Raw genomic sequence first — 24,181 nt, 5'->3', positions numbered from 1 at the left:
CGGGTGCAAAATTAGCAATAAAATTCCGCATTCAGACCTTTTTATGCAATTTTCTGACTTTTCTTAGGTTAAAAGTGATGCATCTTCATTACTTACAGTTCAACAGTCACCTCTTTTCCCTTATACTCCACCAATCGTCCACTGGGGTTTTCTAAGTTCAGGTTCTGAGGCGCATCGGGCGTTATCAGGACAATATTGAAACGGCGGGTTTTCAGCATACCCGAGAACTGTCCCTTGCGGGCTCCGATGGTCACGCTATGAGTCGCATCATCATAATGAATATCTATCGTTGAGAACAGTCCCTTCTCATAGTTATAGTTTGTGCCCTCGTCCTCATAAAGCTGGAAATGTCCATCCTGACCTGCATAGACATAGAGGTTGATAAGCTGTGCAGCCTTCTCGTCGCTCCATTGCATCTTAGGACCGAAGGGAATGATAGCACCTGCACGCACAAAGACCGGAATCTGCTCGTAGGGCGCATCCACAATCAGACGCTGTCCGCCCTCTATATACTCATTGGTATAGAGGTTATACCAGCCACACTGTCTGGGGAAATAGACGCTGCGATTACGGGCCTTATAATAGCCTACGGGACAAGCCATCAGAGCCGGACCAAGCATCCACTGGTCACCGACATCCTTAACCTCACGGTCGCCGTTAAAGTCCATGATGAGCGCACGCATCAGGGTGTAATCTTTGAAATGTGCCCATCCTGCCAGCGAGTAGAGATAAGGCATCAGCTGGTAGCGCAGGTTATCATAGAAGGCAAACGATTGGTAGGCCGGATGATTATCGGGTGCGATGTTCCATATCTCGCGCAGAGGCCACTGACCATGACTGCGGAAGAGTGGGATGAAGGTACCAAACTGGTTCCAGCGTGTCTGCAACTCACGCCATTCTTTCAGGTCTTCATTCTCCTGCCCCGTACGGTCATAGAGCTGTTGGGCCTGCACGTAACGGTTCTCCACACAGAAGCCGCCCTGATCCATGCCCCAGAAGGGAATGCCAGACATGGAGTAATTCAGTCCAGCCGTCATCTGTGCTCGCATATCCTCCCAACGGGTGCCGATGTCACCACTCCAAGTTGCCGTGGAATAACGTTGTTCGCCTGCGAAACCGCTACGGGTCAACAAAAACACACGGGGCTCGTCCTTCTTACCCTTCCACACGCCTCGCTGACCATGATAGATGGCATCAGCATTGACCAATGAATAAGCATTGAAGTACTCAGTAGACGTGCCAAGGGCCGTAGGACCACAGAGCGCCTTACGATACCACATAGGGGTGCAGTCGCGCACGTTGGGCTCACTAGCGTCCATCCACCAGGCATCGACCTTTTTGCCAAGCCCAGTATAAAGTTTCTCATCCATCTGGCGCCAGAAGACCTTACGGGCCTCTGGGTCGTAGGCATCATAGAAGCCGTTCTTATAACCAGCCCCTACCCAGTCGCGGATACCATCCGTGGGCGACTGGTTATACATCCACCCTTTTTCGTTTAGTTCCTTGTAGTTGGCTGTATTCACATAGAACTTTGGCCATACGGAAATCATAAAGCGACCATGCATCTGATGCACGCTGTCAAGCATCTGTTGCGGATCAGGATAGCGCGAAGACTCGAACTCGTGACTGCCCCACTGGTCCTCAGGCCAGTAGTTCCAGTCCTGCACTATATTATCAATCGGTATCTGGCGCTTGCGGAACTCAGCCAGCGTAGAGACCAGTTCTTCTTGCGTCTTGTAACGCTCCCGACTCTGCCAGAAACCCAGTGCCCACTTAGGATAAAGAGAGGCCTTACCCGTCAAGGTGCGGTAACAGGAGATGACCTCGTCAAGATTATGGCCTGTCACGAAATAATAATCCATGTCCTGAGCCATCTCACACCAGATAGACAGCGACTCACGCTCCTTTTGACTACGTGGTTCGGCTACTCGCAAGCCGCAATACGACTCGCTGCCGTCGGGCTGCCACTCAATGCGCAACTGCTGTCGCACACCTTTGGCCATTTCCACATTAAATTTATAGGCATTGGGATTCCATGCTGTTCGCCAACGTTCAGGCACCACCTCTTTTCCACCTATATACACCTTGATATAGCCGGCATAATAAAGGATGAACTGATACAGTGATGTGGCGTAGGGTTCAATGAAACCCTCGTACACCACATGAGCACCAGCCAGATTAAAGCCCTGAGGCAGATTCCTGATACCACCATTATCGGTTTTCAGAGCTATCTCAGACTTTGCCGGCGTACCATATTCATAATAGATAGAGTCCTCGCCACGTACCAACGACTTGCCAAGGCGGTCGGTATAGGTGCCAGTGAGATGGCCTTCCCTACCCTGCTTGTCATAGAGTTTGAAAGCACGGTGCAGTTGCAGGTAATCATGGGGATTACCAAAACGGCAATAGCTGTAGGCATCCCACAACAAACCGTAGTTCTTATTAGAGACCACGAAAGGTACGGAAACCTTCGTGTTATACTGGAAGAGATCCTCATTACGGCCTTTCATATTAAATTCCTCTGACTGGTGTTGCCCCAAGCCATAGAAAGCCTCATCGTCAGGAGAATCGAACTTCATCTGCCACGTAAGACCATGCAGCTGAGCCTCCGTGGGCTGTACACCGCCTTTAAGACCCAGTTCACGCTCGGGCACAGTGAAGTCCCAGAACTGTTTTCCGTTGCCACTCTCTTTCAGCAGGAGTGTCTTTCCCAGGCCATCATAGAAGCACACCTCACCTGTAGCCTTGCTGACCACGGCACGTACCTGTTTGGCAATAACCTCGATGCTTTCTGGAGTTTCCGTGATGGTATAGCTGTTCTTAGGAGGTACCTGCTGGGGTACTATCATAAGACTCTGCATCTTCTGAGGTAAGTCATCCTTGGAAGTAGCTCGCACACGAATAATACGGTCATTGACAACCTCAAGGCGAATCACCTTCGCCTGTCCGCCGTCTGGATGAATGGTAACAATATGACCCATTCTATCCACAATGGCAGCCCTACTTACTAGAGCTGCCATCATGAAGGATATAAACAAAAGGCCTTTTCGTCTCATATTACTTGGTCATATCAAAGCCCACACGCAGACCATTGTAGCTAGAAGCCACATTACCAATCGTCTTGATTGTCGTATTATTATTACCACTGAGAGCCGACATGGTCTGTATCAGTGTTAGCAACTTCTTACCTTCGAAGAGCAAACCAATACCGTTGGTATTGAGCTTAGCGTAGCAGTTGACATTCAGCAACAGGCCAGACATGGTAATCTTGCAGGTATTCTCATCATACTTATAGGTACCGCTCCAGGCTTTTCCGGCAATCTTTGCAGAGAAAGTTCCATCCTGATTGAAGGTCACCTGCGTATTAGATGCATTGATGCCCACCTTCTGATAAGTAGGCTGCAACTTTGTCTTCACATTTGAAGCCACGATTTCGCCACCAGCCTGAGCCAGCAGTTTCTCGCTGGTAAACGCGCAACCAGGCTGACTATATTTCCAAGTACCAATCAGACTCTGCTTTGACACCTTGGTGCCTGTCATACCCAATACGCTCTGAAGCACCGTATTTACGGTATTTCCAGTGTTAGTTGTCGTCGTTGCGCCCGTCTGTCCACTGGTCAGCACATCCGTCAGCACGGCAGAACCCACCTGGCTCAGAGAACCGTTAGTACCACAACTTGTCATCAGCAGCGCAGCAACTGCTGCAAATAAGAAAATCTTTTTCATTTCAAATTATTTTAAGTTATTGCTTTTTTGATTCATCCTTAAGTAACAAATAGATAACGCTCAGACAGCCTATTTATTGTGTTTATTTCAAACGTATTTCAAAGGGCGACAATGGCAAGCCGTTGATGCCATAGGCATTGACACCCAAAGGATTATCCTTCCAGGCATAACGCACGGCCTTAGGAGCAGCGAACGGAGAGGTGATAACAATCTGGGAACCAGATAACGTTGCCTCTACATTGCAAAAAACGCCCTTTTCATCGGCCAATTCGAAATACTTCACCGCACCAGGTTGCATGTTCTGGTCGAGCGTCAGCACCACTTTTCCGTCCTGCGACTCTGCCTTCAACACCTTTGGCGCCAATTGCACCTTCTTGCCATAGACAAGTCGTTCGAAGTCGAGCGCAATACGTTGTGCCACCTCTTTTTTACGCAGGGGATGGATATCCACCGTCTCACCTAAATCGATGGTCAACGCTAGTTCTGCGTAAGGATCTTCTGTCGCCACGACACGTTGTGCCTCGCGCACACGCGACCATCCCGTGTTCTGAGGATGCTCTACAAATGCCATATAGTTAGCCAACTGTACGATAACGAATGGCATCTGCGGACGCTCGAAGGCCTGGCGCCAATTGGCCATCAGCAGTCGCAACATCGGTGCATACTCCTCAGCCTGACGCATACCAGTGTTAGACTCACCCTGATACCATACCACACCAGCAACAGCAAAGGGAGCCATAGGATGTATCATGCCATTGAAAAGGGTTGAAGGCTGATTCTGCAGACTGACGCCCATACCGATGCTGCGCGGCATCTCTGCACCTTCGCGGAGCAGCCATTGTTCACCGAGAGGCTGCTCGTCGTCCTTGCCAAAGACGAACTTATAAGGCTTCTCCTTGACGAAATAAGGCATGCCACTCTTGTTGACGAAACGCACCGTAATCACATTATCGCCCTCACGGAGCAGTCCCTCAGGTACCTGATAGCGACGTGGCGGATACTGATAGCCCGTGTTACCAACCAGTTTTCCATTAATATAGGTATAGTCGCAATCATAGAGTGTTCCCAGAAGCAACTGTGCCTTCTTGCCTGCATGCTTAGCATCAATCTGAACATGCTGGCGCAGCCACAAGGAACCAATCCATTCACGTTTAGTAGAGAGACGGTATTGATTGACCTCCGTCCAGTCCGAGTCATCATACGATAATTCCGTATATTTCCGAAGTCCGGGATCATTGGCATTCAGGATTATCTGCCATTGCTGTTCTGCCTGCGCGCCAGCCTTCTGTTGGGCAGCAACATACTCATCGTTCTGATAAAGCTGCATCTGCTTGTAATACAGGGGAAAATGCTTTTCAAGGGTATCGGCGGCAATCCATGCCTCGATAGGCGTACCACCCCAGGCACTCTCAATGACACCCTGAGCCACACCCTTCTCACGTTGCAGTTGTTTGCCAAGGAAATAGCCGATAGACGAGAAGCGCCAGGCATTCTCACGATTCAGCTTTTTCCATGATGTAGGACGCAGGTCTGCACTCGGTCCATGTGTATCCGTCTGGTACTGCACATGAAACAGGCGCACCATGGCATTGCTGTCATTCAACTCGTCAGGATACTGGGGTGACACACGTTCAAGCGTGGTCTCCATATTCGACTGACCAGTACACAGCCAGACATCGCCCAACCACACATCGGATAATTCTATGTGAGAACTGAGAGGTGAGAGATGAGAGGTATGATTAGTCTTACTTTCTATACTCATAACATAAGGGCCGCCGGCCTTCATCGCAGGCAGGTTTACGCGCCATTTTCCATTGTCATCGGCCACAGCCGTTGCGGTCTTCTTATTCAGTTTCACCACCACGGTCTCACCAGCATCGGCCTGTCCCCATACAGGTACCGTCGTACCACGCTGAAGTACCATACCCGACTGAAATATCTGTGGCAATCGCACCTTGGCATTACCCACGACAGCACTTACCAGAAGTGCAATTAGTAAAAAGCTTGCTTTTCTCATAACAGTGCAAAAATACACTTTTTCTATTTAAAATACCCCAAAAACAAAAGACTTTTTCGCGCAATGATACAATTTGAATAGACTTATGAAACATTCCATAATGATAAAATGAAGAAAAAAGGTTACCTTTGCACCGAATTTATAAAAAACTAAAAACTATTTCGACAATGAACCAAGAAACAAAAGGCTTCTACAAGCTTTCATGGCTCCAGCGCATCGGCTTCGGCTCTGGTGACCTGGCGCAGAATCTGATTTTCCAGACGGTAGCATGCTACCTTATGATTTACCTGACTACAGTTCTGAAACTGAACCCTGCTTTTGTCAGCGGCCTGATTCTCACCGTCAGACTCATTGACTGTTTCTGGAGTCCTGTAGTCGGTCGTTATATCGACAACAACAATCCTAAGCTTGGCAAGTATCGTTCTTACCTGCTCTATGGCGGTATCCCCCTTACGGCTGCTGCCTGTCTGCTGATGCTTCCCCAGGCTGCAGAATGGTCAATGAGCATGAAGATTGTGTATGCCACTGTGAGCTACACCGTACTGAGCATGATCTATTCAGTTGTCAACATCCCTTACGGCTCTATCATGGCCAGTATGACGCGCGACAACGACGAGGTGCTCATTCTGACTTCTACACGAATGGTATGTGCCAATATCGGTCAGATTGTAGTACAGGCAGGTTTCCCCATCGGACTGGCAATGTGCGTGCACGAGGCTATCGACTGGAACCAGGCCACCTTCATGGCTATCGGCACTATTCCTGCCTTTGTCATCCTGCCCTTGCTGCCCACGCTGAAGAGATGGCTGGGTAAGAAAGGTCTTTACTACACACTGCTTGCCATCGGTCTTGTAGGATTTTCCATCCTGTTCACCATCGGTAAGTTCTTTGATGTTGCAGAGCTCAACACACTGGTACAGGTTGCCAAGGTGATGACTGGCGTAGGACTGCTGGTTGGTTCACTGATGTGGGCTTTGGTGCCTGAAGTTATCACCGAAGCAGAATATCGTACAGGCAACAGACCGGCTGCCACGGTGAACGCTCTGGCTGGCGTTGCTTTCAAGGCCGGTTTCTCTATCGCCGGTTGGATCACGCCTCTGGTAATGGGCTGGATTGGCTTCAACTTTGCCAGCGAAGAATCAGCTCTGCCTGTTGCTCCCAGCGCCTGGTTTATTGTCACCTGCGTATTCGCCCTTGTAGGCTTTGTTCTTCTGATGCTTTGCTTCATGGGTAGCAAGGAGAATATCACCACAACACCAGAGAAGCCCGTGACCTTCGGCGAGATGTGGCAGGAATTTAAGGCCAACAAGTGCCTGCAGCTGGTATTAAGCATCTTCGTCGTAGTATTCCTGGCATCTTTCATCAGCGCGCCGGTAAATGCATACTACACCAAATTGGCCAACTATTCTGCCATCGCACAGAATGCCATCCTGGTATTTACCTGTATCATTCCCGCCATTCTCCTTGTCGTAGTAGGATGCCTTATCTACAAGTATCCTCTCACAGATGAGAGACTTGACGAGATCAATAAGGAAATTGAAGCACGTAACAATAAATAATGAATAAGAATTTTAAGATTTTGACGCTCTGTCTGGCCATGATGCCAATGGCATCAATGGCTCAGCAGGGTTTGAAAGACGCCATCGGAAAGTATTGTCTGATTGGTGCCGCTATCAACCAGTGGCAGAGCGACGGACAGGTTCCTGAGGCTGACGCTCTGACGGATAAGCACTTCAACTGTGCCGTAGCAGAAAACTGTATGAAACCTGAGTCACTGGCTCCTGCCGAAGGTATCTTCGACTTCCGTGTGGCAGATAAGTTCGTGAGCTATTGCGAACAGCACAAGCTGAAGGTCATCGGCCACTGTCTGGTGTGGCACTCACAAGCCCCCGACTGGTGGTTCACCAATGGTTATGCAGCCAGTCCCGCCTCCAAAGAGGTGCTGAAGGCACGCCTTATCAAGCACATCAAGACGGTGGTAGGTCACTACAAAGGACAGGTGCTGGGTTGGGACGTGGTGAATGAGGCTATCGAGGATAATGGTTCTTTCCGCAATTCACACTATTATCGTTTGCTGGGCGAGGAATTCATCGAGATAGCCTTCCGCGCCGCCCATGAGGCCGATCCCGATGCAGAACTTTATTACAACGACTATTCGATGGGACAACCCGCCAAGCGCGAGGCCGTATGTAAGTTGGTGAAGAAACTGAAAGCCAAGGGTCTGCGCATCGACGGCGTGGGCATGCAGAGCCACAATGGTCTGGATTATCCCAACCTGGCTGAATACGAGAAGAGTATCGACGCCTTTGCTGCCTGCGGCGTGAAGGTGATGATTACGGAACTCGATATGAACGTACTGCCCAACCCAGAGGGTTTCGGTGGTGCCGACATCGCACAGAACTTTGAGTTGCAGAAGCGTTTCAATCCCTATACAGAGGGACTGCCTGCTGCAAAGCAGAAGGAAGTGGACCAGCGCTGGCTTGATCTCTTCAAGATATACTATAAGCACCGCGACCAGATTTCCCGCATCAACCTGTGGGGTGTCAGCGATGGTGGTTCATGGCTCAATGGCTGGCCTATCAAGGGACGCACAAACTATCCCTTGCTCTTCGACCGCCAGTACAAGGAGAAACCAGTGATTAACGAAATCATCAAACTTTATAAATAACAATACTATGGCTAAATTACCTCGTTATCTATTCCCTAGTGACTACATGGCCGATCCTGCGGCCCACGTATTCAACGGTAAATTGTATATCTATCCCTCACACGACTGGGAGGCTGGTGCCGCTTTCGATGATGATGGTGGTCACTTCCAGATGAAAGACTATCACGTCCTGTCATTCAATGACATTGAGAATGATGAAGCTACCGATCACGGTGTGATACTCGATGTAAAGGATGTTAAGTGGGCAGAGAAACAGATGTGGGACAGCGATGTCGTAGAGAAAGACGGCAAGTACTACCTCATCTTCTCCGCTAAGGACTATAACGGCGTGTTCCATCTCGGTGTAGCCATTGCTGACCGTCCAGAAGGCCCGTTCATTGCTCAGGAGCATCCCATCCGTGGTGCATACAGCATAGACCCCTGCGTGTTCAAGGATGACGACGGACAGGTTTACTGCTACTATGGTGGTCTTTGGGGCGGACAGCTCCAGTGGAATGTAGCTCCTCAAAAGGTGCTGAAGGAAGGCGTTGACCTGGGGCCTGCCCCTGACCGTAAGACCCAACTGTTTACCGCTCCCGATATGCCCGCATTGCCCAGCCTGATGGCACGCATGAGCGATGATCTTCTGCAGTTTGCAGAGGCTCCCCGTCAGGTTCTGGTTGTAGATAATGACGGACAGCCTCTGAAGGCCGGTGATCCTCACCGTTTCTTCGAAGCCAGTTGGATGCATAAGTACAATGGCAAGTACTACTTCTCTTACTCTACCGGTGACAGCCACTATCTGTGCTATGCCATTGGCGACAACCCCTACGGACCTTTCACCTATCAGGGTGTTATCCTGGAGCCCGTGGTAGGTTGGACAACCCACCATTGCATCGTAGAGTTCAAGGGCCAGTGGTATCTGTTGTATCACGACTGCGTACCCTCTAACGACATTACACATCTGCGTTCACTGAAGGTGCAGCGTCTGTTCTACAACGAGGACGGCACCATCAAGACCGTTGTCAATGAATAACCTCAACATCATAGAATATTACTATCACCACCATCAGGCCGAGCTGCTCGCATTCGTGAGCAGTAGGCTTGGTGGCAAAGAGGAGGCTGAAGATATCGTTCAGGATGTCTTCCTGCGACTATTGCAAAACAACAGTCCTATCATGGAGAGTACGCTTCATGCACTTGCCTTTACAATAGCCCGCAACCTCATTACGGATTATTATCGCAGGAAGCAATGGGCCATCAAATATAGTATGCAGCCCATTGATTACAGACAGCAGACCGTTACAGCCGAAGATGAAGCCGCACGTCCACTCTCCATTCACGAGATGACGGCATTCCTGGAACGTGGTCTGCTGCGTGTTCCTGAGAAATGCCGGGAGTTATACCGCATGCATATCTATGACGGTATGCAGGTAAGCGATATCTCTCAACAGACAGGCGAGAACTACAAATCCGTGGAGTATCGCCTTGGCATTGCCAGAAAAGAAATCAGAAAATACTTAAGACATATATCGTGAAGAAGTTTATATTGTTCCTCTTCGCCTTGTTCTCATTGTCGGCAAGCGCTGAGGATGGTCACCGTCTGTGGCTACGTAGCGAATTGCCCAACGATGTGGTAGAGAAGATTGACCCCACCATGCCCGATGATGATGGTTATCGTATCAATGGACATACCATCACCGCCCGCACAAAGATGGGGCTGCTATACGGACGCTATGCCTTGCTGCGTGGCGAACAGGGAGAGTCACACCCTTTCTATAAGTTGCGTATCCTGAACCACTGGGATAACCTGGATGGCACTATTGAACGAGGCTATGCTGGCAAGAGTATCCTGTGGAACAACGACCTTGTCATTGACCATGAGAAGATAGCAGCCTACGCTGAAGCCAATGCCTCTATCGGTATCAATGGTACGGTGCTGAACAATGTGAACGCATCACCCAAGATGCTCACACGCACGTATATAAATAAGGTGAAGGAGATTGCCGGCATTCTGCGCCCCTGGGGCATCAAGGTCTATCTCTCTGTGAACTTTGGAACACCCAAGGCACTGGGAGAGACAAAGACAGCCGACCCGTTAGACCCACAGGTAAAGCGCTGGTGGCAGAAGAAAGCCAAGGAAATATATACTGCCATCCCCGACTTTGGCGGATTCCTGGTGAAAGCCAACAGTGAGGGACAGCCTGGTCCTTTCGACTACGGACGTACCCATGCTGATGGTGCAAATATGCTGGCCGATGCACTGGCGCCTTATAAAGGTATCGTGATCTGGCGCTCCTTTGTCTATGGTGCCAAGCATCATGGTGAAGACCGTGTGAACCAGGCTGTATCAGAATTTGCAGAACTTGATGGTAAGTTCCGTGAGAACGTGATTCTGCAATCGAAGAATGGTCCGCTTGACTTCCAGCCACGCGAGCCCTATGCACCCATCTTCGATAAGATGCAGAAAACGCCTCAGATGGCTGAGTTGCAGATCACACAGGAGTATCTGGGCCAGAGCTGGCACTTAGTCTATCTCGCCCCCATGTGGAAAGAGTTCTTTACCTTCGTAAAGCCCGAAAAGCTCGTAGGTATCGCTGGTGTAGCCAATATCGGACTGGACAAGAACTGGTGCGGACATCATTTCTCGCAGGCTAACTGGTATGCCTTCGGTCGTCTGGCATGGAACCCCGCCTTGTCATCACGACAGATAGCAGAGGAATGGCTGAAGCAGACATTTGGAAATGAAAAGGGAATAGTGAAAAGTAGAGAATTTGCTTCCGCTATCACGTCCGTCATGCTCCGTTCTCGCGAAGCCTGCGTAGACTATATGATGCCCTTGGGACTACACCATATATTCAAGTTCGACCACCACATGGGACCTCAGCCTGACGGATATATTGCACGCTATCCTATTGAGTGGTGCCCCGTTTACTACCACCGTGCCAATGGCGACAGCATCGGTGTTGACCGTACCCACACAGGTAGTAATGCTACTGGACAATACCCAGAGCCCTATTGCTCACTCTACGACGATATCAACACCTGTCCTGAGCGTTATCTGCTTTGGTTCCACCGCGTGCCTTGGACACGTCGCATGAACAGCGGACGCACCCTTTGGGAAGAGATGCAGTGGCGCTATAACCAGGGAGTAAGCGAGGTGGAAGACTTTATTCACATCTGGCAAGAAGCCCGTCCTGAGATTGACGAGCAGCGCTGGCGCGAAGTCAACGACCGTCTGCAGCGCCAGTTGAAGGATGCCAAGGAGTGGCGCGACGTCTGTCTGGGTTACTTCGGAAAACTACAAGAAAAGAAATAAAGCAACAACTTAATCCTTAAAATCAAGCGAGAGTTGGCCATCCCCCAGTAAGTTGTACGACATACGATGATAAGGTGTCGTGCCATACTGGCGGATGGCCTCTCTGTGTTTCTTGGTGGGATAACCCTTATTGGAACGCCAGTCATACTGCGGATACTCCTCAGCCAACTGGTTCATATAATCATCACGATAAGTCTTGGCCAATATCGAGGCGGCAGCTATCGAAAGGTATTTACCGTCACCCTTGACAATCGTCGTATGAGGTAAATCCTTGTATTTCTTAAACCGGTTACCATCAACGATGACAGCCTCAGGACGCACCTGCAACTGGTCCAAGGCACGATGCATGGCCAGAATAGAAGCATTCAGAATGTTTATCTTGTCTATCTCCTCTGGTGTCACGATGCCGACAGCCCATGCCACAGCATCACGCTGGATAATCTCACGCAACTCATAACGACGTTTCTCCGTGAGCTGTTTCGAATCGTTCAACAGTTCATTCTGATAGCCCACAGGCAGGATAACAGCAGCAGCATAGACGCTACCAGCCAGACAGCCTCGTCCGGCCTCATCACATCCTGCCTCAACCTTTCCTTCGTAATAATGATCCAGCAACATACACCTAAGCTTTTAGAACATGGCACTGACTCTGCGGATTCCCGCTACAAGAGCGTCAATCTCCTCTTTTGTGTTATAGAGAGCGAAAGAGGCACGCACAGTACCTGTTACCCCCAGACGATCCATCAACGGATGAGCGCAATGGTGACCAGTACGCACAGCGATTCCAAGACGATCGAGCAACGTACCCATATCCAGATGATGAATATCGCCTACAAGGAATGACACTACGGCATCCTTGAGAGGAGCCTCGCCAAACAAGCGCATATTGGGTATCGTGCGCATCTGTTCCATACAGTAGCGGGTCAGTTCCTGCTCATGTGCCTCGATATTCTCCATACCCAGCGACTCCATATACTTGATAGCCGTAGCCAAACCGTGTGTGGCTACATAGTCAGGCGTACCGGCTTCAAACTTGAAAGGCAGACGCTCGAAAGTCGTTTTTTCCCACGACACCTTGTCAATCATCTCACCTCCACCCTGATACGGAGGCAGTTTCTCCAGCCATTCCTCCTTGCCATAGAGCACGCCGATACCTGTGGGACCATACATCTTATGACCACTGAACGCCAGGAAGTCGCAATCCAGGTCCTGCACATCAATCTTCATATGAGGTGCACTCTGAGCACCATCCACCAACACGGGGATACCGCGCTCATGAGCCAGTTTGATAATATCCTTTACAGGGTTGATAGTACCCAGCACATTGCTCACATGGGCGATACTGATGAGTTTGGTACGTTCAGTTATGTATGTTGCCACGTCATGGCAACTTACCAGGCACCCTTTATCATCAATTGGCAAATGCTTCACTACGATACCCATCTTCTTGGCCTGCAACTGCCAGGGCACAATATTTGAGTGATGCTCCATATCCGTGACCAGCACCTCGTCGCCAGCCTTCATCTGTGACTCACAGAATGTCTGTGCCACCAGATTGATAGCCTCCGTGGTACCACGGGTAAATACCACCTCCTCAATCTTTCGAGCATTGATGAAGGCACGTACTGTCTCACGCGCCGCCTCATGCAAGTCCGTAGCCTGTTGCGACAGATAATGCACACCACGATGCACGTTAGCATTCACATTCAGGTATTCCTCGCGCATCGCATCCAGCACGCACAAGGGCTTTTGTGTAGTAGCCGCATTATCAAGATAAACCAGCGGTTTCTTGTATACCTCCCGCTGAAGAATGGGGAAGTCCTCACGTATTTTCTTAACGTCGTACATATCCTTCATTTGTTATCACGTGAATATTACTCTTTAATTTACAACACAACAGTCAGCCTGCAAAGACTACTTACCAGACTCGTGACGCTCACGAATCTTCTTCACACGAAGCAGCAAATCCTTATAATGCAGAGCATTAAGCGCTGACTGCTGTTGAGAAACATTCTGGAGGTAGTTCTCTACCTTGTCTAAATGTTGTGCTATATAGAGTATGGCATCAGAACGGGTTGCCAGACTCGTATTTGTTCCGTCTGCTCCGGAGCCACCATTAAGCGCTACACCCAGGAAATCAACATAAGACCGCTGCAGCAGTCTGCGGAAACTGTTCTGCTCCTCATCCTTATCTGTTAAAGGCTTCCATACCATTCCGAATATATCATCGAAATACTCCTCTACAGGGTAAGCCTTGTCAGATATAAACTGCTCCCCCATCAAATTCGAGATAGCGTTGGGTGACAACAGCATGGCAATGAGCGTCTGCTGACGGTTACGTATCTCGTCGGCATAATCCACGCCAAGCTTACTTACAACGCTCTTAGGATAAAGCCACATAGGTGCTTCCATCACATTGCGCGACAACCAGTCCACCGCCTCGCGCTGCAAGTCACGCGGCACAATATCATAAGGCTTTTCACCTGGGGCATTGTTCACATACTTGCTGAACAGATATTTCTGTACGTGGTTCACATAGCGCTGATATTGCGAACGCACAGCACGGTGAATAAAACTCAGATCATCATACTGGCCATCAGGCTGTGCTGTCCACTCCTCTATATGCGCCATCACACGCTGAAGGTTTTTCACACCGTAGTCATTGGCACGCATCTGATTATCGCCCAAATCCTCTGACTGTGAACGGGGATCCCTACCTTTTCCCTCGTCACCACACCACCACAAACGGCGGTTGCCTTTCAACACCTTAGTCGTTTCGGCACGCAGGACCTTCTTTTCCTTGGCAGGGTCCTTGAACTCCGGGCGGTACTGATAGCCCCATTTGATAGCCCACTTATCGTAATCGTTGATACGGGGGAAGAGACCCTTCTCTGAGATCTTATCCTCAGGCTGAGCTACATAATTAAATCGGGCATAGTCCATGATACTTGCCGTATGTCCATATTTCTCCACCCAAGCCTTGTCACGCAGTTTCTCCACAGGAGTGGCCTGTGAGGCAATCATATTATGGCGAAGACCCAGTGAGTGTCCTACCTCATGACTGCTCACAAAACGGATCAGCTGTCCCATCAGTTCATCGCTGAAGTCCATCTTCTGTGCCCTCTTGTCCAACGGGCCACACTGTACCATATACCATTTCTTCACCAGATTCATCACGTTATGATACCAGCATATATGCGCCTCAATGATTTCACCAGAACGCGGATCCACAATACGCGGTCCATAGGCATTCTCCGTTTCCGAAGGCAGATAGCGCAATACAGAGAAACGGGCATCATCTATCGACATCGTAGAGTCATTCTTTGGCCAGTCCTTGGCTACGATAGCATTCTTGAAGCCAGCCTCCTCAAAGGCCTTCTGCCAGTCTTCAATTCCCAGTTTCAGATATTTAGCCCACTTCTTAGGCGTTGCAGGATCTATATAGAATACAATCTGCTTTTTCGGTTCTACCAGTTTACCGGCCTTATAGGCTGCAGGATCCTTCGGTTCCAGACGATAGCGCATAATGATAGCTTCGTGATTCGAAGTCTCATCATCACTAAATTCCGTTATCTTACTGTTGAAATAGCCCACACGCTCATCAGCATAACGAGGCTGCATAGGTTCCCGTGGCAGCAATACCAACGATGTATTCAGCGAGAGCGTGGCAGCACCGGTCTTAGCTGCAGGAACACGTCCGGAACTCATACCGTAGGTACGCAGCGACGCAATCTCCACGTTGATAGGATATGTCTTGATAGTATCTATGAAGGTACGATCACTCTGCACGGAACCGATTCCAAGAATCGTACGGTCGCTGGAAGAGAAATTCGTCACCTTATTCTCTCCCATGAGCCATTTCGTTATATTGATCAGCTGCGCATGAGTCTCAGGATTACGACCTATCACATCAAACTTCCACACAATAGGATCTGTCGTGGACTGCTTGAGCGAGATAGCGATACGGTTTTCAGGTTTCGCATATTGCGACTGTACATATTCACGCAGGAAGATGGTCTTATCGCCATATTGCTCAAAATATACTGCCGAACGGTTTACCTCTTCACCTGTCACCATCTTGAATTCCTGTGGCACACTGGCAAAACGGGTTACCGCCAGCATCATACGTCCCAGCAATGAGTCAGGTATTTCCAGATACCAGTCATTCTTAATATGACGAACGGTGAAGAGACCCTCACGCACAGAGCCCCCCTCCTTTATTGTTTTAAGATATGGGTCATTCTTACTTTTGGCCGTGGTATCAACACAACAGTCCATGGTGACCACGGTATCTGCACTACATACAATATTGGCTGCATGCAGTCCCGTAGAGGGCAGCAATGCAGCCAAAATGAATAATCCTGTAAACGTCTTTTTCATGTTGCAAAATTACAACAAAAAAGACAATTACACGTCAGCCTATATCAATTATTATGCTTATTTTACAATTTTTCGGCCATCAACAATGTAAATGCCTTTCTCCTTGACATTTACCCGGCGTCCCTGCAGGTCGTAGCATGCACCATTTGACGATTTTCCATTGACGATTTCGCCAATGCCGGCAGAGCCGTTGGGTACCAGGCGGATGTCAATTTTGACAAAAACAGCCGAGAAGTAAGAATAGTTGAACAGCACATTGGTATCATCACCCTGCCAGATGTCGTATTCATATGCATTCTTCTTGGGCGAAGCAGGTGTCCACACTTTCAGCTTCTGCTTAAACACCGTGTTGTTATATTCGTATTCAAACTCTTCCTCGTAGTCATCACCTACCAGGAAGTTGGCATTGCGGTAGTTGTAAAACACCATCTTACCGAACTTATATCCTGCAGGGGCCTCAAAACGCATGGTGGTTCCAGGCTGGGTATAAAGCATATTGGTCTTACCAGCATTGATTCCCAAAGCAGCAACATCGGCTTCATCAAGTGTGTAGCTGGCATATACCGACACCTTTGAATACTCATCAAGGTCAACAGGATAGACCGTCACTTTGACATTCGAGGATGAACCTTCGCTGACTGGCCATGAGAAATCCTTTTCATTCAGGATGGCACCTGGTGAATCCAAGTCAGTATAGTCGGGATACCACTTCGATGTCAGCTCAGTCGCAGAATAGCTCCAAGGGTTCGCATTGAAGTCCATCATCACATAGGTCGTGTCGTTGGTTTCCTGAGCCATTGACACCATGGCCATCATGGCCATTAAGATTGTTGCGTAAAGTTTCTTCATATCATTCATCAGTATTAAGTGTCAGATTCGGATTCTTATCCCTTGCAGAGTGTGGGAAGGGGATGATATACAACCTGGAGTCAGGCTTCAGCGTATAGGTCTGCTGCGGGTGTGCCTCACTGATATTCTGCACAGGGAAGACACGCGTGATGGTCTTCTGATACTCCGGCTCAATATTCAGTCGCTTCAGGTCAAAGAAACGGTTAAAGCCAAAGAGCAGTTCCTTGCGACGCTCATCAATAATAATCTTCACCATTTCCACCTGTGTGGCAGGAGCATCCACATGTCCGTTGCCACCCTTGATACGCTTGTCGCGCAACTGACTGACGTAGTTGGCAGCCTCCGTCAGATTGTTCTGTCGTGCCAAGGCCTCTGCCATTATCAGATAAACCTCCGCCGTGCGCAGTCCCACGGACATATAGGTAAACCTGTCCAGATTCGTAATGGCAGGTGTCCAGATTGCGGCACCCGAGCCACTATCAAACCAACTGGTGATACTCGTACCCGTATCACGCAGGAAAAGGCTATAACGCAGGTCATTAGCCTCAAACAGGCTCTTCAGTTCAGGACTGATCATACCGTAGTGATACAAGCATACCTGTTCACCACTGCCCCAGCCTGCCATCCAGTGATAGGAGAGCACCTCAGGGTTGCCATCCTTGGCAAAGTTCTTATAGCGTGCCGTACCACCAGCATCGTTAATGAGGTTATAGTCGGCCAACTGAGAATTCAGTTTCAGCGACTGTTCTGCAGCCTCCTGTGCCTTAGCCCAGTCACGATGGAACAGATAGACCTTGGCCAACAAGGCATAACCGAAAGCACGGTTAGGATGATAGATATTCACTGGTTTCTCTTCCAACAGAGGCACAGCCTGTTCCAGTTCATTGATGATAAAGTTGTATACCTCAGCCACCGTCGACTTCACAGGCGTTGCCTCCAGGTCATAATGGTCCATGATGCACACACCACCATCACTGGCTGCCGTTTCAGGGTTATAGGCCTTGGCAAACGTGTTCACAGCCAGGAAATGGTCAAAGGCACGGAAAGTACGTGCCTCCGCCTTTGCCAATGTCTTCAGTTCCTGCGAGCCCTGTCCTTTGTCAACATTGTCTATGACAAGGTTCGAACGCAGAATGAAACTATAGATATTCTCGTACAGGTTATTATCAGGCAGGATAGTGCGGTCGGCCTTCTCATTGAAGGTGAAGTTGATGCCATCTGCCGATATACTTTCATAACCCAGGATTTCCGATTCTTTCACCCACTGGTCATCACTCAGAAGAATGAATGATGAAGGGTAATAGGCGCGCATGGGCGTAGCTATCAGCTCGTAATACTGTTGGGCAGAGTCAACCGTGACCGCCCCTTTAGGTGTGATGTCGATATAGTTGTCACAACCAACCGTTGTCATTGTCAGAAGGACAAACAGGGAATATATGATTTTCTTCATGATGACAGTCTGTTAGAATGATGTAGAGAAACCGATACTGAATGTCTTGGGTTGCAGGAGCGTGCGTGAGGCAGAGTTCAGGGAATAAGACTCCGGATCGATATCATGTCCCACCCTTGACCAATAGAACAAGTTGTTGACCTGCAGTGTCAGACGTGTCTGTCCGATATGCAGTTTCTTCGTGACAGCCTCCGGCAGATGGTATGCCATACTGATACTACGCATCTTGATATAGTCAGCAGGCTTCACCTGTGCGTCGCAATAACGCCACCACTCAGAGAAAGTAGAGGCATACTGCTGAGCCACGCTACCTGTTGGCATCTCGTAATAGTGCTTCACGGTATGGTCGTTCACGTGGTCCGTAACCATCTGGTATGAGTTCATGTCCGTCGCATCCAGACGCAGTTTGTTACCACCGGCATATACCAGCAACGTGTTCAGCTCCAGTTCACGCCAACGCAGACTGAGAGTCAGCGAACCATTATAGACAGGAACGAGACTGCCCATATTCACCAGCGCGTCAGTTCCTTTCAGCGTTGATGACACCTGAACCTCTGTAGGATTACCATCAGCATCAAATGTAGCCATCTCGTTGCCATCCGCATCAAGGATGACAGGATAGCCATTCACCACACGGCTCAACCTATAAGCCCATAGGGTATTATAGCTCGTACCCTCCACGAAGTAGTTGGCAGGAGCAGTAATGAAGTTAGAGGCGATATCAGTAGAAGAATGTTCTACACGCAACATCTTATTATGGTTCCATGCGATGTTGAAACCAGCAGACAATGTCCAGTCCTTTGTGCGCAGCAGATTGGCATTAAGCTGCAGTTCCACACCCTGGTTGCGCATCTTTCCGTTATTGATAACACGCTGTGTAGCACCAAGCGTAGAGTCCAGGTACTTACGTACCAGCAGGTCATCACCTACACGGTTATAGAACTCCAGCGAACCGCTCAGCACATTATTGAGCACGCGGAAATCCACACCAGCATTGAATGTCGACGTCTTCTCCCATCTCAGTCTGGGATTCGGCAGGTTGTCATCCGTATATCTCAAGTACTGCGTATTCGTAGGATCATTATTCTCCGTACGGTAGCGAGCCACGAAATATGTGGTGCTGCTCTGGTCCACATTACCATTCACACCATAGGTAAGACGCAGCTTCAGGAAGTCGAGCCATGAGAAATCCTTCATGAATGCCTCCTCAGAGATATTCCATCCGGCACCCACCGACCACAACGGGTGATGCTGATTCTTCGTATCCAGTCCAAAGAGGTCGGCCTCATCCCAGCGTATGCTACCCGTGATGTTATAACGATACAGGTAATCGTAGCCTACATTGGCATAGAATGAGGCATAGCGATGGAATATCTCCGTCTGACTGGTGGCAGGACCGCCAAGTTTCACGGTGTTACCATAGACCAGGCTCTCCACGCCCACATTATTCAGCGACGCCCAGTCCATGCGTACAGAAGTGAGCGCCACGTCATTATAGCCATACATCTGCTGCTCTATCGGACGTGCAGCACGGTTCTCCCTCAACTCAAAACCCATGATGGCATTCACATGATGCTTTGACTCCAGGAAACTCTTCTCAAAGTTCAACTGGTTACGGAAGGTATAACGACGCGTGTTATTGGTTGTCTGACGATAACGTCCACCCGATGGCAACTGACTCACACCATCCAGGTCTATCAGCGCATTATGCGTCATACGCATCAGGTAGGAGTTGGGCTCGTCATACTTCTCCGTACGTGACTGTGTCCATTCATACTGGAACATCAGGTTATACTTAAACCACTTAAGGAATTTCGCCTCCACATTGACAAACGGACGCATACGTAGGTTGCGGTTCTGCGTCAGACTCTCATCAAGCGACTGCAGCACATTAAATGAGAAAGGCATCAGCACATCCGAACTGGCCAGCTGCTGCTGACTGTCAGCTATGGCCGAACCGTTGAGCGAACCACCTGCAAATCCGCTGATATTCACATACGGCGTCATCACCAGGTTGCCTTGCGCATCTACTATAGAGGCATAGCGCTCCTGGATATTATAATTGGTGTATGCGTAATCAGGCACCTGACTATTGGAGAATCGTGTATCAATACCCAACTTGATGCTCAGCCACTTATTCAGCTTGAAATTCGATTTCAAGTAAATACTGAAGACATCGCTGTTATCATTCTTCACACGGTTCTTGTCGTGCTCATAGTTAAACGAGGCAAAATGGTTGGACCGTTGTGATTTCTGCGACAAAGACACATTATACCGCTGGGTAACTGCCGAGCGCCATACCAGGTCACGATACTGATTATAGTAATCATTCTGTCGCCATTGTCCGAGTGTGCGGTCCACGTCATCCTGCGTGATGCGCCCCTCCGCCTGATCGCGGTATAGCTGATAGAGCGGTGAATAATAATTCTTGGAGAAACTGTTAAAGAGCGTTGCCACACTACCACTGCTGTTCACACGTGCATTATAGACATTGGTCTCGTAGTCAATAATATCCGATGTCGAGGCGTAGTGCATCGCATCAAACGTTGGCTTGGTAGAGATATACCAGTCGGCATTCACGCTGACCGTTGTCTTCTCACTCTTTCCCTGCTTGGTTGTGACGACGATAACGCCATTGGCCGCCAAGGCACCATAGATACTGGCAGCAGCGGCATCCTTCAGTACCGTTACCGACTCCACATCATAGAGATTAATCTCACTCAGTTCCATGTCGGTGGCCATATCATCTACCACAATCAGTGGTTTCGTACCTATACTGGTAGATAATGTGCCCACGCCACGCAATACAGGACTACCCTCGCCCGTATTCGGATTGATATCCATGCGCAGGCCGGCCACCTGTCCTTCCAGGGCCGACAGGATATCCTTATGCATCACGCGATTCAGTTTGGTAGAGTCCACAAAACCGAAGGCGGCAGTTGATCGCTCCCGACTCAGTCGCTGATAACCCGTTGACACCACCACAGCCTCAGCCAGTTGGGTTGTCTGGTCCTTCATCTTCACATCCACCGTCACCTGACCTTTCACGGTCGTCTGGTAAGGTTCCATACCCACATAACGGAACAGCAAGACAGCATTCTCGTTGTCCACAGGAATACGGTACTTTCCATCAAGTCCTGTAACAGCCGTATGCTTTCCATTCTTGACTGCTATCGTCACGCCATAAAGAGGTTCACCTTTTGTGTCTGACACAGTACCCGTCACCATGCGTTGCGCTTTCACTTCACCGGCAAATAGGATAACAAAGGAGATAAATAGAAGATACAATCTCATGAATCGAATGTTTTAGGTCGCAAAAATACAAAAAATTTCATAAAACGCAAAGCGTTGAGTAAAAAGTTGTACTACTTTCTTACTTTTTTCGCCATTTTACAACAAAATGCTAACCAAAAACGCAGAATTACAACAAAACTATAACCAAAATGCCTTGAAAGATTCCAGAAAAAAATATTCGCCAAAAGTGATGATGATAAAGAAAAAAATTGTATCTTTGCACCCAGAGACTAAACACTTAAAACTTATAGCGTATGAAACACTTATTACTTGCAGTAACAATGGTAACGGCCCTGAGCACCTCTGCGTTTGCACAAGGCCAGGTGAGAAACATCTATGCCAGTTCTGAGAAACTGAACACAGAGTTGCTACAGAACACGAATCAGACCGTACAACTGAACCGCTATCTCTTTGCAGGCTACAACACCCTCTGTCTGCCCATGTCGGTATCAGCTGAACAGTTGGGCGACCTCAAAGCCGAGCGCTTCCTAAGCATCCAGCAGGAAGGCAACGTGCTGAACCTCTATTTCGTGGAGTGCACCAACGAAGGTCTTCTGGCTGGTGTGCCCTATCTGATCAACTCACCCAAGAGTCAGTATCTGCGCCTGAAGAATAGCGATGCCCTTAACCTCAACACCGAACTGAAAGCTATCCATATGAGCGATAACAAAGGGAACGCCGTGACCTTCAGTAGCAACTGGGAAACCGTAACGAAAAACGGTCTATACGGCATTCCTGCCAAGCAGGACGTCACCCCATTGGAGGCCGTGCTTATCCGCACCGAGGCCGACAAGGCTTTCCTCCCCACCCGTTGTGGTTTCTCTTGGGACAAGCAGGCATCTACTGCTAAAGAGCTTCGCATCGTACACCTCAAGCAGTCAGACGTCACAGCCCTCAAGAGCGTGACCATCAAGACATCATCTGACGAAACCTACGACCTGAGCGGACGTAAGCTCAACAAGACCGACAGAGGCATCTACGTGCAGGAAGGCAAGAAGATGCTGAAGAAGTAAAACAAAAGCATAACACCAACAACAAAGGCGAGGATTTTGGTCCTCGCCTTTTTCATATTGCGGTAGCAAATTTTTCACTTTTCACTATTCCCTTTTCACTTACAAAGCTTGCATCCTGTGCATTTATTCAGTTCGCCACGGAAGCGCTTCTCCACCAGGTAATGCAGACGGTCGCGCAGAGGCTCCAGTTGCATGTGGTCTATCACCTCGTTGACAAAAGCATTCTGCAGAAGCAGACGGGCTTCCTCCAAAGAGATACCACGCTGGCGCATATAGAAGAGTGCCGCATCATTCAGCTGTCCCACCGTAGAACCGTGGGCACATTTCACGTCGTCGGCATAAATCTCCAACATCGGTTGGGTGTACATACGTGCCTCCTTCGTGGCCGTGAGGTTCTGGTTCGTCATCTGCGAGGCAGTCTGCTGAGCACCATGCTCTACCAGCACCCTGCCGGCAAAGGCACCCACCGCCTGATTGTCGAGCACATACTTATAAAGTTCGTTGGATGTGCAATGAGGCACCTTATGTGCTATCAGCGTGTTATTGTCCACATGCTGTTTCTTGTCAGCTATCACACAACCATAGCACTGGCACTCAGCACCCTCGCCCGAGAATGTCAGGTCGAGCTTATTGCGTGTCACACCATTATGCAGCGTAATGACATTATGCGTCACACGACTGTCGCGCTGCTGGTCAATATACACATTGCTTACACGTACATTCTTATAATGCGTCTCCTCCAGACAGTAGAGGTCCAGCGAAGCGTTCTCGCCTACGAAGGCCTCTATAACCTGCGTGGTCAGGAAGTTGCGGTCATCAGCGGCATGGTCGCAGAACAGCATCTTGATTTCTGCCCCCTCTTCCACCACGATGAGCACACGACGGTTCACCATCAGGTCGGGCACCACGCGCTGCGCATTCTGAGGCGTTGCCTTCAGGATATTAATCACCTGAATGGCACGGTCAACCTTCACATTCTTAGGCACATACACCAGCAGGCCATCCTGCGCCAGCATCGTGTTAAGTGCGGTAACGGCATCCTCACTGGTCTTAGCCAACTTCGTGTAGTGCTTGCTCACCAGCTCAGGATAGTCACGCATAGAGCCGATAACCACACCCTCAGGCAGATGTCCCTTTGGTTTCTCGTCGTGGAAAAACATATCGTTCACCACAAAATAGAGACTGGTACTCAGGTTGGGCACGTCGCAACGGAAGGTCTCGTAGGGATCCACAGGAATCTGCAAACGATTGACGTTCACACCAAAGTTAGGCTCAAAGAGCTTCTGGATATCCGTATATTTATAGCGTTCCACCTTCTTAGACGGGAAGCCCTGGGCCTTAAAGTCCTCAAAGGCCTCATCACGCACAGCGTTCATCGCCTCTGGGGCATGCGAGAAAATCATCTCACGTGCCTCATTGTATAGTTCTATGTATTGTTGTTCAGACTGCATATCAAGTGCGGTAGCCGCTCGGCCTTTGGACGCTT

General features: G+C 49.2%; 16 protein-coding genes. 6 read left to right on the top strand and 10 right to left on the bottom strand.

Annotated elements, in window-relative coordinates; all coding sequences use genetic code 11:
• Nucleotides 1-92 precede the first annotated feature (92 nt).
• The 3 genes from L6468_RS01315 to L6468_RS01305 form a co-directional block, all read right to left on the bottom strand.
• Complete coding sequence (locus L6468_RS01315) at nucleotides 93-3,056, bottom strand: TIM-barrel domain-containing protein (protein WP_284438409.1); 2,964 nt, start codon at nucleotides 3,054-3,056, stop codon at nucleotides 93-95.
• A 1-nt stretch (nucleotide 3,057) separates the two neighbouring features.
• A complete protein-coding gene (locus L6468_RS01310; RefSeq protein WP_237794495.1) occupies nucleotides 3,058-3,726 on the bottom strand; it encodes a DUF4923 family protein in 669 nt (222 codons plus the stop codon).
• Nucleotides 3,727-3,808: 82 nt separating this feature from the next.
• Nucleotides 3,809-5,743 (bottom strand): sialate O-acetylesterase, encoded by a 1,935-nt coding sequence (locus tag L6468_RS01305; protein WP_091816464.1) that lies wholly within the window; start codon nucleotides 5,741-5,743, stop codon nucleotides 3,809-3,811.
• Between the two features lie 167 nt (nucleotides 5,744-5,910).
• Between L6468_RS01305 and L6468_RS01300 the strand changes: the two genes are divergently transcribed.
• From L6468_RS01300 to L6468_RS01280, 5 genes are read left to right on the top strand one after another with little or no spacing between them, the layout of a single operon-like run.
• On the top strand, nucleotides 5,911-7,302 hold the full coding sequence (locus tag L6468_RS01300) for an MFS transporter (protein WP_091816467.1): 1,392 nt from the start codon (nucleotides 5,911-5,913) through the stop codon (nucleotides 7,300-7,302).
• Nucleotides 7,302-8,411: an endo-1,4-beta-xylanase gene (locus L6468_RS01295; protein ID WP_091816470.1), complete on the top strand. Its 1,110-nt coding sequence runs from the start codon at nucleotides 7,302-7,304 to the stop codon at nucleotides 8,409-8,411. Before L6468_RS01300 ends, L6468_RS01295 begins: the two co-directional genes overlap by 1 nt.
• Before the next feature lie 7 nt (nucleotides 8,412-8,418).
• Nucleotides 8,419-9,426: a glycoside hydrolase family 43 protein gene (locus L6468_RS01290; RefSeq protein WP_091816473.1), complete on the top strand. Its 1,008-nt coding sequence runs from the start codon at nucleotides 8,419-8,421 to the stop codon at nucleotides 9,424-9,426.
• On the top strand, nucleotides 9,419-9,928 hold the full coding sequence (locus L6468_RS01285; RefSeq protein WP_237794494.1) for an RNA polymerase sigma factor: 510 nt from the start codon (nucleotides 9,419-9,421) through the stop codon (nucleotides 9,926-9,928). Before L6468_RS01290 ends, L6468_RS01285 begins: the two co-directional genes overlap by 8 nt.
• Nucleotides 9,925-11,709 carry an alpha-glucuronidase gene (locus L6468_RS01280; protein WP_237794493.1) on the top strand — a complete coding sequence of 595 codons (1,785 nt, stop codon included), beginning with the start codon at nucleotides 9,925-9,927 and terminating at the stop codon, nucleotides 11,707-11,709. The genes L6468_RS01285 and L6468_RS01280 overlap by 4 nt, the downstream gene beginning before the upstream one ends.
• Nucleotides 11,710-11,718: 9 nt before the next feature.
• On the opposite strand, the gene rnhB is transcribed toward L6468_RS01280, so the two are convergent.
• The 6 genes from rnhB to L6468_RS01250 form a co-directional block, all read right to left on the bottom strand.
• On the bottom strand, nucleotides 11,719-12,327 hold the full coding sequence (rnhB, locus tag L6468_RS01275) for a ribonuclease HII (RefSeq protein ID WP_091816480.1): 609 nt from the start codon (nucleotides 12,325-12,327) through the stop codon (nucleotides 11,719-11,721).
• 12 nt (nucleotides 12,328-12,339) lie between these two features.
• Nucleotides 12,340-13,557 (bottom strand): aminotransferase class V-fold PLP-dependent enzyme, encoded by a 1,218-nt coding sequence (locus tag L6468_RS01270; protein ID WP_237796626.1) that lies wholly within the window; start codon nucleotides 13,555-13,557, stop codon nucleotides 12,340-12,342.
• 66 nt (nucleotides 13,558-13,623) lie between these two features.
• Complete coding sequence (locus L6468_RS01265; protein ID WP_237796625.1) at nucleotides 13,624-15,987, bottom strand: zinc-dependent metalloprotease; 2,364 nt, start codon at nucleotides 15,985-15,987, stop codon at nucleotides 13,624-13,626.
• A 159-nt stretch (nucleotides 15,988-16,146) separates the two neighbouring features.
• A complete protein-coding gene (locus tag L6468_RS01260) occupies nucleotides 16,147-16,938 on the bottom strand; it encodes a hypothetical protein (RefSeq protein WP_237794492.1) in 792 nt (263 codons plus the stop codon).
• A gap of 1 nt (nucleotide 16,939) precedes the next feature.
• Nucleotides 16,940-18,388, bottom strand: coding sequence for a RagB/SusD family nutrient uptake outer membrane protein (locus L6468_RS01255; RefSeq protein ID WP_237794491.1), 1,449 nt, complete (start codon nucleotides 18,386-18,388; stop codon nucleotides 16,940-16,942).
• A gap of 12 nt (nucleotides 18,389-18,400) precedes the next feature.
• Nucleotides 18,401-21,682 (bottom strand): SusC/RagA family TonB-linked outer membrane protein, encoded by a 3,282-nt coding sequence (locus L6468_RS01250; RefSeq protein ID WP_237794487.1) that lies wholly within the window; start codon nucleotides 21,680-21,682, stop codon nucleotides 18,401-18,403.
• A 254-nt stretch (nucleotides 21,683-21,936) separates the two neighbouring features.
• Here L6468_RS01250 and L6468_RS01245 point away from each other — a divergent pair, with 254 nt between their 5' ends.
• Nucleotides 21,937-22,695 carry a hypothetical protein gene (locus L6468_RS01245; protein ID WP_091816495.1) on the top strand — a complete coding sequence of 253 codons (759 nt, stop codon included), beginning with the start codon at nucleotides 21,937-21,939 and terminating at the stop codon, nucleotides 22,693-22,695.
• A 95-nt stretch (nucleotides 22,696-22,790) separates the two neighbouring features.
• Here the strand turns inward: L6468_RS01245 and sufD are convergent, their stop codons facing one another.
• Nucleotides 22,791-24,146, bottom strand: a complete 1,356-nt coding sequence (gene sufD / locus L6468_RS01240) for a Fe-S cluster assembly protein SufD (protein ID WP_237794481.1) — start codon at nucleotides 24,144-24,146, stop codon at nucleotides 22,791-22,793.
• Nucleotides 24,147-24,181 lie beyond the last annotated feature (35 nt).

Origin of the sequence: Prevotella communis (assembly GCF_022024115.1) — a bacterium.
GTDB classification, from domain to species: domain Bacteria; phylum Bacteroidota; class Bacteroidia; order Bacteroidales; family Bacteroidaceae; genus Prevotella; species Prevotella communis.
The sequence above is the reverse complement of the archived record's forward strand: the minus strand, read 5'-3'. Positions and strand labels throughout refer to the sequence as shown.